A 13,526-nucleotide genomic window follows, 5' to 3' on the forward strand; every position below is an offset into this window, starting at 1 on the left:
TTTTTACTGGGGCGTTAAATTGCAGCTGACAAGGGCTTCAATTAAGGCCTTGAGTTGAGGTTTAACTTGGGCACATTTTTTGTCATCAAGGGCATAGTCTTGCGTATCTTGCATATAAGTTGCTTGGGATAGCTCCAGCTGAAAAGCATGAACATGGTGACTTGGCTGGCCATAGCTGCGGGTAATATAGCCCCCCTTAAAACGCCCATTACTTATTTGAGTATAGTTTATATCAGAGATTGCGTGCTGCGCAGCTTGTAGAAGTTTGGCAGCACACGCCTTGCCATTATTAGTGCCCAGATTGAAATCTGGTAAGGTACCTTCAAAGAACATGGGGACTTGTGCTCGAATGGAATGTGCATCGAATAAAATAGCATAGCCAAATTTTTGTTTAATGCGTGCCAATGCAGTAGCCAATTGTTGGTGGTAGGGGCGCCAAATGTATTCGATACAGGCCTGCTGATGGTCGGTATCTATGACTGTGCCAGGTTTGAACATGGACTTTTCATTGAACAGAATATGAGGAAACAAGCCTATGGTTTTACCTGCATAGAGTGGTTTATTGTCTTCTGGCCGATTAAGGTCAATGACATAACGTGAGTAATTGGCCTTGATCACGCCCACTCCCATAGCTTCTAAAAAGTCATACAGTTGTGGAATATGCCAATCAGTATCGGGCAAAGCCAGAGCCTCTGACGTTAAGGTGTCTGCTACTGTGGGGGTGAGTTGCAACCCAGAGTGGGGCATACTCACCAGTAATGGTGAAGAGCCTTGAATAAAGTCGTAAGCTACTGAAAAAGTCATAGTACTAAGCCTGTGAGGTGTATCGCCAAACTGGTCCAAAACGTTAACCCTATCAAGCTGGCTAGGGTTTGCAAAGTAATAATATCAGCCATGAGTTTGGCGTTACCACCCATCTGTTGAATAAATGGATAGGCCGATACCGCCGTTGGCAAGGCTCCAAACACCACCAAACACACAGTTACTAAAGGACTCAGATTAAACCACCATGCACCACCTAATAGCAGTGCTGGAAAAACTAACAACTTGGCACTGAGGGCCGCAGCCAAAGTGGGCCAGCGCCCTCTTAAGGAGCTCATCTTCAAACTAGCCCCCACACCAAGCAGCAGTATAGGTAGGGCTGCACGACTGACAAGGTCCATTGATTGATCCAGTATAGTGGGTATAGAGATGGAGAGCACATTAAGCAAAAGACCAATAGCCACGGCAACAAGCATGGGGTTACGCAAGAGTTCTTTGATAATTAAAGTAGACAAGAATTGCTCTTGGGGTTGGTTTTTACGCACTAGCAAACTGACCGAAAGTACCGACAAAACATTGGTAGACGGCATCAGCACCGCAATCATTAAAGCACCCATTTCTTGCCCAGGCAAACCAAATATATCCACCAAAACAGCCAAGCCAATAAAACCATTGTGGCGTATGCCTCCTTGAGTAAGGGCTGCAGTCGAGGCCCCATCTTGACCTAGTAATCGAGCCACCAGCACGCAATAAATCAGTATTAATATCAGTGCCACAGTGAAGATGGTAAACAAGGGTAAGAGCAAGCCTGTATCAATAGTGGCGTGAGCTAGCGTGTGCACAATCAGCACTGGGAATAGTACCCAGTAGGATAGCTTGGAGATACCTTGCCAAAAAAGAGAGTCTGTCAGCAGTTTTTTAGAGAGGCCGTAGCCTAATAGCATTACCAGCAAAATAGAGCTGACAATGGGAAAAATAGTAGTCATTAAATAAGCCAGTACAACGGATATATAGGGCTATCATACCAGTTTAAACACTCATCTAGCCCAACTGTTTTAAGCGCTCATCGTGTTGATTTAATAATTCACCCACACCCCAATTATTGTCTTTTTGCACACGCATAATACCAATAAGGTTTTTGTCACGAATGCGCTCAAGCTCGCGAATAGAATGATGCCCCGATTGCTCATCAGACTGCTGAGCAATGGTAGCAATGAGTTCATCCGTGAGTTCGGGCACATCCATTAACTTGGTCCATGGCCACTCTAAACAAGGCCCAAACTGAGCAATAAAATGCGCCATACCAGCCTCACCACCAGCTATGCGATAGGTTTCAAACAGACCCATTTGTGCCCAACGCAACCCAAAGCCATAACGAATGGCATCGTCTATCTCTGTGGTTGTAGCAATGCCATCTTTGATCATCCACAAGCCTTCACGCCATACTGCTTCTAAAAAACGATCAGCAATATGGGCATCAATTTCTTTACGCACATGCAGCGGCTTCATACCCACACTGGTTAGCAGGTCTTTGGCCTGCTCTATAATGTCTGGGCTGTTAGCTGGACTAGGCACTAGCTCTACTAAGGGTAAAAGGTACACTGGATTAAATGGGTGGGCCACCATAATTTGGGCCGGCCTTAGGGCATTTTCTTGCAATTGTGAAGGCTTAAAGCCAGAGGTCGACGAACCGATAATGGCCTTTTTTGCACACGCTGCCTGTACTTGGGCAAACACCTTATGCTTAATGTCTAAACGTTCTGGCACACTCTCTTGAATCCAATCGGCATTAGTTACGGCCGTTTCAAGGCTCTCACAGAAAGTGAGCGTACCTTCCGTGGGCATGGTCACATCAGCTAGCTGAGGTAGGGCGTCGCGAGCATTGTCAAGTACCGCAGCCAATTTGCGCTGCGCATCAGCTGCGGGGTCATACACATTAACATCCCAACCGTGCAGCAAAAACCGCGCTACCCAGCCACCACCAATGACACCACCACCGATACAAGCAGCCGTTTTTTGGCGCTTATTGGGTTTATTAACAATATTGGTCATGCTAAAGGCGCTCTTTTTTCTACCTTAATCAGTTCACGCACCTGTGTTGGTGTCATTAAGGTAGAGCCCATGTTAGTGGCGATGGTTGCAGCCCGTTCAACCAGTTGCGCATTAGTTGCCAAGACCCCTTTTTGTAACCAAATATTATCTTCTAAGCCTACCCGAATATGGCCCCCAGACAATACTGTAGCGGCCACGTAATTCATTTGATTACGACCAATAGAAAAGGCCGACCTGACCCAGTCTGTAGGCACATTGTTAACCATAGCCATAAAGGTATTGAGATCATCTGGCGCACCCCAAGGAATACCCATACACAATTGCACCATCACTGGCTCAGTAATTAGTCCTTCTTCTACCAATTTTTTAGCCAACCATAAATGACCCGTATCAAAGGCTTCAATCTCAATACGGGCGCCCATGGCAGTCATCTTCTCTGCCATCGCCCGCAACATGCCTGGGGTATTAGTCATCACGTAATCTGCTTCTGCAAAGTTCATGGTGCCACAATCTAACGTGCATATTTCTGGCTGACACTGGCGTATGTGTTCTACCCGCTCACTGGCCCCCACCATATCTGTTGAGGCCTGCAAAGGTAATGGATTTTCTGCATCACCAAACACGATATCGCCACCCATACCCGCAGTAAGATTAAGTACTACATCTACTTCTGCAGCCCGAATACGTTCGGTGAGTTCTTTATATAAATCTAAGCGGCGACTTGGCACACCCGTTGCTGGGTCACGCACATGACAATGCACTATGGCAGCGCCCGCCTTAGCCGCATCAATGGCACTGTTGGCAATTTCTTCAGGGCTACGAGGCACATGGTGAGAGCGGTCTTGAGAACTGCCAGACCCAGTTACAGCGCAGGTAATAAAAACATTTTGACTTGCCTGTAATGGCATAAATAGCTCCAAAAAAGGGTGTTGATTGAATAGGCGCCCATGATGGCATTGTCCATCCCTGTTTAATTGATATTTTAGGAGTAATTGTTATTTAATACCGAACAGTTTATGTCTTTTCAGTGTTTCTCATGGTACAGATTTTATACTGGTTTGAACTGAGTTTGTCGGGGTATACTAATATTTCAATGTACTTAATTAACACTTTATTAGTGGAGAAATGAAAATGGCTAGATACGTTATTGAGCGAGATATTCCAGCAATCGGTTCGTCAACCCATGAAGAAATGAAAATGGCAGCTCGTATGTCAATTTCAGTGTTGCAGGACATGAAAAAAGAAAATAAAGATATTGAGTGGGAACATTCATACATTACTGCCAATAAATCCTTTTGTATTTACAATACCTCTGATCCAGATCTAATTATGGAGCATGGTAAACGTAGTGGTTATCCTGTCACATTGGTGACCAGAACAACCTATTTGGTGAATCCTTTAGCACTATAGTTGACCGTTCAACATGAACTTAAACATCGCTATTATCACCATCTAAATAGCTTAAGTCTTACCCGCCAACCCAAGTTTGATAACCGAACATGGGGTGCGGCGGTCAAGGCGCACAAAACTACAGCGGTTATCTACGCAATGTAGCTACATCATTAGTGGTGTAAATAAGTGATGGATTCTCGGCAGTTGAAGGACCTTTGATGAAGTCGATTTTAGTTTATGGAGATTCCCTTGTTTGGGGGCGCAATGCGAGCCAAAAGAACCGCCACTCTTTCGATGATCGTTGGCCAAATGTTCTTGCTACGAGTTTAATAGACGTGACCGTTTGGGAAGCTGGCCTCGGAGGACGGACCACCGATCTTGAATATGCAGGCAGACCTGGGCGAAATGGCTTACAACACTTACCTGTTGCATTGCTCCAAGCCGCCCCATTGGACCTTGTTATTTTAGCACTTGGGACGAATGATCTCTTTGCAGACGCTGAACGCAAGCCAGAGGATACCGCCGATGCGATGCGAACCTTAATTGCAACAGTTAGGGATTTACCATCCATTTCAGGCAGTTCTGTACCCAATACAAATCCACCTAAAGTGATGATTGTCTCTCCTCCAAATTGTTTGCCATTGTCTTCAGTAACTGGAGCAGGTTTTCCCGAATTGAATAACCTCACCCAATGGTTACCTGAACTGACTAAGCTTTATGTGAAACTTTCTATTGAGCAGGGTACTTACTTCGCAGATGCTACCAAACTTTGTGACCCAGACCCTGTGGATGGATTGCATCTGGATGTTGAAAATACCCATAAATTGGGGCTTGGTATTGCAAAAATACTTGCCCTAGAAGGATGCGCCAACTTTATTAGCCGCCAAGACGACAAACTCTAAAGTAACCCTACCTTAAGCCTTATGTTGGCAATGTCTTTGGCCTTGTAACAGCCCCCTACTCAAGTTATATGAGAACTCAACTGTGTCTATGCAAGGGCTAAACAGTTTTTCCCTTGACCTGAGCTAAAAACATGTCAGAATACTGTATATACATACAGTATTTTTGGTTTTACTATTGGTTTTATTATGGTTCTCCTACAACTCGAAAAAGAACGTTTAATTTGGCGAGCTCGGCAAGTGGCTGGCCCAGATCATCGCCGTCAAAGTAGCTTTTACCCCAACTTAGATGCCCACTTACAAGGGGGTTGGCCCCAAACTGGATTGGTGGAGTTAGCCTGTGGCCCTATCGGTATTGGTGAACTACGTTTATTATTACCTCTACTAGCCCAAGCTCAGTCACGTTTACAAGTATGGATTAATCCACCCGCAGAACTCAATGGCCAAGCTTTAGCACAACATGGCATTGATCTAAGCCAAACTTTATTAATCCGCTGCCAAAACCCTCAACAAGCCCTGTGGAGTGCCGAGCAAAGTCTTAATAGTGGGTGCTGTAGCCACCTTATTTTATGGGCACCTAAGCTCACTGCACCCCAAGCAAAACGCTTACAAGTATCAGCCAAAGACAATCAAGCCCTCATATTTTGGTTAAATTCTCAAGCCGAACCTAGCACCAGTGCTTTACCCGTGAGTGCGCGTTTATCGCTCTCCCCACTAGCTACAGGGCTGCGCCTACAAATTCATAAGTACCAAGGCCAGTGGCCCCAACACCCATGTCAGGTAGATATGCATGCATTGTGGCCCTCTTTAGCGGTGCCATCTCATGGGCCTACTCATTTAGCCAAGGCTCCAATAAACAATATTGTGGCATTGCCATTACAGTTGCGGTGATGCATGCAGTGGCTTTATTTATACTTTCCCAGCCTACAACTTGATAGCCTTTTAAACCAACAGGCGTATCACCAACCCTGTGTTTTAGTAGATAAAAATAAAGTGGTGCAGGCTAACCCAGAAGCACGCCAATTGGGTATAAAAATAGGCACAGGCTTAGCTCAAGCTGCCCTTTTATGTGCTCAACTTAAAGTTATTGCCTACGACGCCAAACAAGAGCAGCGGTTACTGTTACAGCTAGCCCAGCGCTTGTACCAAACCAGTGCCACCTTGTACCTTGATCCGCCCCAAGGTTTGCTGTTGCAAACAAGCGATATGCTGCGCTTATATAATGGCCTTGATGCCTACTGGCAACAGTTACAACAGCCTCTCAAGGAACGTGGCTTAAACTACCACTATGCCAGTGCCCATAGCCCCTTAGCGGCACAGGTGTTGGCCCGTGTAGGTAACGACCGCCTATTAAAAGACCAGCGTCAAGCCACAAAATTACTCAGCCAATTACCCATTCATGGCGCTGGTCTAGAATATAAACTGGCCCTACAGCTGGAACGCCTTGGACTGAACACTCTAGGCCAAGCACAAGCCCTACCTAGGTCAGCACTAGGCCAGCGTTTAGGCCAAAACCTTGTCACCTATTTGCAACAACTAGACACCCACAGTGCGCCTGAGCGATCAGCTTACCGGCCCCCTGAACACTTTCGCCAACGCTTAGAACTGCTCTATGAGATTGAGCAGAGTACGGCCTTACGCTTTCCATTAAAGCGCTTATTAAATGACCTAGAAGCTTTTTTAGGGCCACGCCAACTAAGAGTAGCAGGACTTAGTTTGGGCTTAGAGTATCGGGAACAGAACGCTGAGCGGCTACACATAGGTTGTAGTGATGGCGAATACCGTGGTGAAGCTTGGTTAGCTTTGTGCATGCTAAGGTTAGAACAATTGCAGCTACAGGCCCCTATTATTGCCATTAGCCTTAACACCAAAGGACAAATGCCATGGGCGCCTTTATCAGCACAGTTGTTTGAACCCCCAGGAGGCAAACTCACCCCTGGGCAACTGATTAGCCGTTTACAAAATAAGCTTGGAGACCATGCAGTCCAACAAGTGTATTTACGCGATGACCATCGCCCCGAACGCAGTTTTTACCAAGGCCCACCTCACAGCCATTACCAAACTCAACCTGCCACCACAGCCTTACGTCCTAGTTTGTTATTTGCCCTGCCACAGGCTCTAGGACATAAGCCTAATCATCAGTGGTGTATCTTGTCTGGCCCCGAACGCATACAAAGTGGCTGGTGGGATAACGTAAGTATTTGCCGCGACTACTTTATTGCACGCAACCCCATGGGACAGATCTGTTGGCTATTTCGCACCCCCAGAGAGGAATGGTTTTTACATGGGTATTTCTCATGAATATTGCGTCTGTTGTGGACTATGCTGAGCTGCATTGTTTAAGTAATTTTAGCTTTTTAAGGGCGGCATCCCACCCCCAAGAATTGCTCCAACAAGCCCATACTTTGGGTTATAAAGCTCTGGCCCTCACCGACGAATGTTCAGTGGCTGGGGTGGTGAGAGCGTACCAGTATAAAAAGGAACAGGGTCTCAATATTAAACTCATTATTGGCAGTGAGTTTTTACTTAAACCCGATCAGCTCGAGGCCCAAGAAAGCATCGTAGTGCTGGCAAAAAACCGCCAAGGCTATGCTCAGTTATGCCAACTCATTAGCCTTGCTAGGCAGCGGTGTGAAAAGGGTCGGTATCAAGTTTATCAACATGACTTTGAAGATCTTAGTGAGTGCTTACTTATATGGAACCCCCATCCAAATAGCATTAGTGAGTTAGGGAAAACATTAAGCACTCAACATAAACAACGCTTATGGGTAGGCTGCCACCGGCGCCTAAGTGCCTTAGACCAGAGCCTAAACACCCACTGCCAAAGCATGGCTGATACCTTTGATTTACCCATAGTGGCCCTAGGGCAGGTGATTATGCATAGTCCCGATCGGCAAATGCTACACGACACCCTCACGGCGATTCGTCTAGGTATGCCTGTTTATGCCTGCGGCTACGCCTTGCAAGCCAATCGTGAACACAGCCTGCGACCGTTGGATAAAATCGCTAAACTCTATCCATCATCATGGATACAAGCCAGTGTCACCATTGCCCAACAATGTGATTTTTGTTTATCTGAACTCAGCTACCAATACCCTGCTGAACTAGTGCCCAGTGGGTATGACGCCAACAGCTATTTGCACTACTTAGTAGAGCAAGGTAAAGCCACTCGCTTTCCCGCTGGGGTGCCCCATGACATTGCCCTCATTATAGATAAAGAGCTTAGCCTTATTGCCTCCGAAGGTTACGCACACTTTTTTTTAACCGTATATGACCTTGTTCAGTTTGCTAAGAGCCAGCACATTTTATATCAGGGTCGTGGCTCTTCCGCTAATTCTGTGGTGTGCTATTGCCTAGAAATTACCGCCGTTGACCCCCGTCAAATACAGGTTTTATTTGAGCGATTCATTTCTAAAGAACGGGCTGAGCCACCCGATATTGATGTGGATTTTGAGCACCAAAGGCGGGAAGAAATTATTCAGTATATCTATCAAAAATATGGTCGCCACCGAGCGGCTTTAGCCGCCACCGTGATCACTTATCGCTTTAAAAGTGCCGTACGTGAAGTGGGTAAAGCCCTAGGTATTAACCTGCCCCAACTTGAACTATTTATCAAAAATGTAGACCGCAAAGACGCGAGTACCAGTTGGCATGAGCAATTACAAAGCTTAGGTTTAGATGGTCAAAGTCACGTGGGCCAATGCTTCTTGCAACTGGTAGAAACCTTGCAAGGCTTTCCCCGTCACCTGTCACAACATGTGGGTGGTTTTATTATTAGCGCAGGGCCTCTTAGCGAACTGGTGCCTATAGAAAATGCCTCTATGGCTGAGCGCACCGTCATTCAATGGGACAAGGACGATTTAGCCAGCCTTGCCTTACTCAAGGTAGATGTTTTAGCCCTGGGCATGCTCAGCGCCATACGCCGAGCATTACACATGGTGCAACACCACCACGGACGCCAGCTTAGCTTGGCAGATATTACTCGTATGGATGATGATGCCAGGGTATATGCCATGCTGCAACAAGGTGACAGTGTAGGGGTCTTCCAAGTAGAGTCACGTGCCCAAATGAGTATGTTGCCACGCTTACAACCCGCCTGTTTTTATGACCTTGTGATTCAAATTGCCATTGTGCGCCCAGGACCTATTCAAGGGGATATGGTGCATCCATTTTTGCGCCGCCGAGCGGGTAAAGAAAGCATAGACTACCCATCACCAGAAGTGAGACAGGTATTAGAACGCACCTTAGGGGTACCTATTTTTCAAGAACAAGTTATTAAATTAGCTATGGTAGCAGCTGGTTTTAGTGGCGGTGAAGCCGATGCTTTACGACGCGCCATGTCGAGTTGGAAACGTCATGGCGAGCTAGATAAATTTCGTCATAAGCTAGTTGGGGGGATGGTGACAAGGGGTTATGACAAGGCTTTTGCAGAGCGTTTATACCAACAAATCTTAGGCTTTGGTGAATACGGTTTCCCCGAGTCTCATGCTGCTAGCTTTGCCGTTTTGACCTACGCCTCAGCTTGGCTTAAATACCATTACCCAGCAGCCTTTTACTGCGCCATTCTTAACAGCCAACCCATGGGGTTTTATAGTGCTTCTCAATTAGTGCAAGACGCTCGCCGCCATGATGTACAAGTACTACCCGTGTGCATTAACCACAGCGCATGGGACCACAGTTTAGAAACTACTGACACAGCAGAACTGGCCATACGCTTGGGCTTACGTCAGGTCAAAGGTGTACGCCAAGGCCCTATACAAGAGTTAATAGCACAGCGCCCCCCACAAGGGTTTCAAGGCCTTTCACAGGTGCAGGCATTGCACTTGGCTAAAGGCCAACTGGAGTCACTGGCAAGTGCAAACGCTCTCACCTGTTTCAGTGGCCACCGTTATCAAGCCCGTTGGCAATTGCTCGATAACCACCAAGACCTGCCATTACTAAGAGAAATACACGAGACCCACCCAGAACAACTGTCCGCTCCTGTCGCCTTAAATGCATTAACAGAAGACTACGCCAGCCTAAACCTGAGTTTAGAACATCATCCCATTGCCCTATTACGTCATGCAGGTTTACTAAAAGGCTGCATAAGTACACGCCAAATGGCCCATAAACCCCACCAAAGTTTAGTGACCGCAGCAGGGTTAGTCACGGGTCGGCAAAGACCGGGCACCGCTTCTGGAGTGACCTTTATTACCCTAGAAGATGAAACGGGTAATACTAATTTAGTGGTCTGGCAAGGCACAGCGCGAGCCCAAAGGCAGGCCTATTTAAATGCCAAAATATTAAAAGTAAAAGGTATTTTAGAGCGCGACCCAGACAGCCAGGTCATCCACATTATTGCCGGTAAACTGATTGATTGTAGCCACCTACTAGACCAGCTAAACATCAATTCTCGTGATTTTCATTAGTGCGACCAAGTGGTAGCCATGTCAGCGGAGGGCGACCTTGTTAGCTATGCATCAGCAAGGTCAATATAAATGAATTGGGATCAGCAGCTAACATTGGGCTTGTTAGGTGGCCTCTAGCAATTGCTAAGCAAGTGCTTGGTAGGATTGAACTCACCCCACCAAGCTTTTATTGATTCATCTAACTGAAGTCTTTAGCGCCAGCAAACATTTCTCCGAACATAGGACTGTTAAGGTCAGTGAACTTAAATGGTAGGCCATTATCAGTGTCATAAACGTCCAGAGTTCGTTGCTGTTGGTTCTGGAACTGGACCTGTTCCATCATTGAGCGTTGGCCCTTAGCCCCTTCAATTTTTGCTTTTTTAGCCTCTCCTTGAGGGTCGTTATCATCTGAAAAATTGTACTTTTTGGATAGTTCTCCAGTAATAACCACTTGGCCACTCATTTGCGTTAACTCTGCTTCAGTGGCTTTTTCTGCCAATGCGGCCACCGCCCTACCCACATAAACTGCACTCTCTCCACCAGGGAATGACACGACTTCTGTCTGGCACCCACCCACTGGATGAAGGGTGATTGCGTTCACCTTATGATCCTTTAATTCCAGTGCCATATCCGCCGTCAGGCGATCCATTGCTGAGTGAGCGGCGCCATAAGCAACATCAAACGCATAGTGAAATGCGCCCGTACTAGAGGTTTGAATAATCAACCCCTGTTGCTGCGCTACCATGAGTGGAGCAACAAATTTACTCATGACGTAACTACTGCGAACACCAACATCAAAAGCCTCGTCATAGACAGACAAGGGGCGTTCCCAAAACGATTTACCAAAGTGTGGGGCAATAGCGATTAAGCCACTATAAGCACTGTTGACTAGAAGCTTAATGGTCTTTTGTTCAGCCGCCACCCGCCCAACAAAAGCTTCTACTGCAGCATCATCCTTTTGGTCTAGGGCACAGGCATGAATCACACCACCTGTGGCATTATCAACCGTCGCTTCTGCAGCTAAATCCTCCAACGCCTTTTTATTGCGCGCTGTAGCATAAACGATATAACCTTCTTCTTTGGCCAACGTGAGGGCAATGCCTCGACCTAGCCCACGTGATGCACCCGTTACAATTGCGACTTTGGTCATAGTAAAATCTCCCTGTATCAAACATTTTGATATCCGATTCCATTACAGGAACATGACATCTTAAAAAATAATAACGAATATTTAAACCCGTGTTTAACTATAGCGCTCGAGATCATTTATAACTAGTCTACTTTATGTACTAGCTTTTAGGCACATCCACTTTAAAAACACCAATTCAGTTATTGCAAACAAGGGCTTTATAGCTTAGTACCCAAGGTTAGTACTGGAAAGCTAGTGAAACCAAATCGGCCCTCACTTTCTGCTTGTGCTAGCTGAGACTGCCATGCTCTTACCTTGTCTTCATCCACACCCTGACCCAAGGCAAAATTAGCCAACACCAGTTCTGCATATGCTGCAGGCGAGTTTTTGTGACGCTGGGTTATGACAAAAGCGAGTGACTCAGTGCGGATATTGCCAAAGCCCTGCTTGGATAACTGGCCAGACAATTCGAGTGGCAGCATTTGATGATAACAGTGGGCTTTAAAAGCCTCATGTATGAGGTTATTGAGGGCCTCATCAGCACCATGAAATTTGAAGTGATCCCAAAGTACGGACACATTAACGAAGCTGGATCTGGGTTTTAACAAGCGTCCTACTTCTGCTAATGTAGCACCCACATCTTCGATATAATCCAAGGTTTGAATAGAGGCAATGCCATCACAAGAAGCATCGGGCAAGTCAATCTTAGCAGCCATGCTACATAAGAATTGAACGTTATTTAAGGGTTCACAGCGCTGCCTGGCCGCCGCTAATTGAGTTTCACTGGGGTCAAGCCCCACCACGTTACCATTGGTGCCCACAGCAAGTGCTATATCTTCTAACAAATGACCCGCCCCACAGCCTATATCCAATATGGCGTCATCTACATTAAGATTAAGGGCTTGCATCACAGCTAGACGCCGTGCCACTCCAGCGCTGCTAGCTGCCATTTTTTGCTGCAGTAAACTCGCATTACCTTCAAATTTCATAGTTTTTACCTTCAATAAAATCGTTCAAAAGTTAGGCTTAGTTGGATCATTAAAGTTAGCAAGATTGTGGTTATATAACCAGCTCAATTAAATTGTGACTCACGGGTATTTAACACTGTGACTAGAAGCACCTGTAAAGAGAATACGATATCATTGCTTGAATCTTTAACACTATTTTCATCATTAACAAAACAAAAAAGGTTATTATGAGTCTTAGTTACGGACAGTTTTGCCCTGTCGCCATCACTTCAGAAATACTTTGCACCCGCTGGACTACGCTAGTGGTGCGTGAACTGATGTGCGGTAGCACACGGTTTAACCAAATTAGACGCGGAGTGCCACTGATGTCACCGTCGCTATTGTCTAAACGTTTAACTGAACTTTCAGACCATGGAGTGGTACAAATAAAGCACGTAAAAGGTAACATGGTGGAATATCATTTATCCACTGCAGGTCGCGAGCTTATTCCTATCATTGAGTCTTTTGGAACTTGGGGAAAACGCTGGTTTAATAGTGAAGTGAATCTTAATAAACTGGACGCTTTGCTTCTCATGTGGGATATCCACCGCTTAATAAAGCCTGAAGGAATTAGCTTAGAAAGCTGTGTCGTAGAGTTCAACTTCCCCGAGCTTTCGAGTAAAAAACGACGCCATTGGATGGTCATTAGCCAAAACGATGTAAACTACTGCATTGTTGATCCAGGCTTAGATACAGACTTACTTATCACCAGTTCTGTCAGAGGTTTAACATCTATCCACATGGGCTATAGCAATTTCGAAGATGAGGTGAACCAGGGCTCGTTGGTCATTAGGGGCAATCCTCAGCTAGCCAAAGCCATGAGTCAATGGTTAGGGCGGAGTCCATTTGCAGGGGTGACACAACAAACGCCACAACTGAACTATGGGTAATAGAGCAA

At 46.0% G+C, this 13,526-nt stretch carries 12 protein-coding genes; 6 read left to right on the plus strand and 6 right to left on the minus strand.

Translation table 11 applies throughout. From position 1 onward, the window contains the following. Positions 1-3: 3 nt before the first annotated feature. Genes hutG through ABXT59_RS13185 form a run of 4 tightly spaced genes read right to left on the minus strand, consistent with a single transcriptional unit; the run spans position 4 to position 3,722 of the window. Positions 4-804 (minus strand): N-formylglutamate deformylase, encoded by an 801-nt coding sequence (gene hutG, locus ABXT59_RS13170; protein WP_443636650.1) that lies wholly within the window; start codon positions 802-804, stop codon positions 4-6. Continuing rightward, complete coding sequence (locus ABXT59_RS13175) at positions 801-1,748, minus strand: AEC family transporter (protein WP_443636651.1); 948 nt, start codon at positions 1,746-1,748, stop codon at positions 801-803. The genes hutG and ABXT59_RS13175 overlap by 4 nt, the downstream gene beginning before the upstream one ends. Positions 1,749-1,803: 55 nt before the next feature. Further along, a complete protein-coding gene (locus tag ABXT59_RS13180) occupies positions 1,804-2,814 on the minus strand; it encodes a 3-hydroxyacyl-CoA dehydrogenase NAD-binding domain-containing protein (RefSeq protein WP_443636652.1) in 1,011 nt (336 codons plus the stop codon). Beyond that, entirely contained in the window at positions 2,811-3,722 is a 912-nt protein-coding gene (locus ABXT59_RS13185; RefSeq protein WP_443636653.1) for a 3-keto-5-aminohexanoate cleavage protein, read from the minus strand. The genes ABXT59_RS13180 and ABXT59_RS13185 overlap by 4 nt, the downstream gene beginning before the upstream one ends. A 223-nt stretch (positions 3,723-3,945) precedes the next feature. Here ABXT59_RS13185 and ABXT59_RS13190 point away from each other — a divergent pair, with 223 nt between their 5' ends. The 5 genes from ABXT59_RS13190 to ABXT59_RS13210 all read left to right on the plus strand — a co-directional run bounded on the left by ABXT59_RS13190 (position 3,946) and on the right by ABXT59_RS13210 (position 10,513). After that, positions 3,946-4,224, plus strand: a complete 279-nt coding sequence (locus ABXT59_RS13190) for a nickel-binding protein (protein WP_443636654.1) — start codon at positions 3,946-3,948, stop codon at positions 4,222-4,224. Between the two features lie 200 nt (positions 4,225-4,424). After that, the gene (locus tag ABXT59_RS13195; protein ID WP_443636655.1) at positions 4,425-5,108 is read left to right on the plus strand and encodes a GDSL-type esterase/lipase family protein; all 684 of its coding nucleotides are present in this window, start codon (positions 4,425-4,427) and stop codon (positions 5,106-5,108) included. Positions 5,109-5,294: 186 nt separating this feature from the next. Beyond that, a complete protein-coding gene (gene imuA / locus ABXT59_RS13200; protein ID WP_443636656.1) occupies positions 5,295-5,996 on the plus strand; it encodes a translesion DNA synthesis-associated protein ImuA in 702 nt (233 codons plus the stop codon). A gap of 3 nt (positions 5,997-5,999) precedes the next feature. Further along, a complete protein-coding gene (locus ABXT59_RS13205; protein WP_443636657.1) occupies positions 6,000-7,406 on the plus strand; it encodes a Y-family DNA polymerase in 1,407 nt (468 codons plus the stop codon). Next, positions 7,403-10,513, plus strand: a complete 3,111-nt coding sequence (locus ABXT59_RS13210; protein ID WP_443636658.1) for an error-prone DNA polymerase — start codon at positions 7,403-7,405, stop codon at positions 10,511-10,513. Before ABXT59_RS13205 ends, ABXT59_RS13210 begins: the two co-directional genes overlap by 4 nt. Before the next feature lie 178 nt (positions 10,514-10,691). Here ABXT59_RS13210 and ABXT59_RS13215 read toward each other — a convergent pair whose 3' ends face one another. Together ABXT59_RS13215 and ABXT59_RS13220 are read right to left on the minus strand one after the other, a co-directional pair. Further along, positions 10,692-11,642 (minus strand): SDR family NAD(P)-dependent oxidoreductase, encoded by a 951-nt coding sequence (locus ABXT59_RS13215; protein WP_443636659.1) that lies wholly within the window; start codon positions 11,640-11,642, stop codon positions 10,692-10,694. 197 nt (positions 11,643-11,839) lie between these two features. After that, positions 11,840-12,610 carry a methyltransferase domain-containing protein gene (locus tag ABXT59_RS13220; RefSeq protein WP_443636661.1) on the minus strand — a complete coding sequence of 257 codons (771 nt, stop codon included), beginning with the start codon at positions 12,608-12,610 and terminating at the stop codon, positions 11,840-11,842. 206 nt (positions 12,611-12,816) lie between these two features. Between ABXT59_RS13220 and ABXT59_RS13225 the strand changes: the two genes are divergently transcribed. Further along, positions 12,817-13,518 carry a winged helix-turn-helix transcriptional regulator gene (locus ABXT59_RS13225; RefSeq protein ID WP_443636662.1) on the plus strand — a complete coding sequence of 234 codons (702 nt, stop codon included), beginning with the start codon at positions 12,817-12,819 and terminating at the stop codon, positions 13,516-13,518. Positions 13,519-13,526 lie beyond the last annotated feature (8 nt).

Origin of the sequence: Candidatus Njordibacter sp. Uisw_058, from assembly GCF_047730065.1 — a bacterium.
Lineage (GTDB): Bacteria > Pseudomonadota > Gammaproteobacteria > Pseudomonadales > Balneatricaceae > Njordibacter.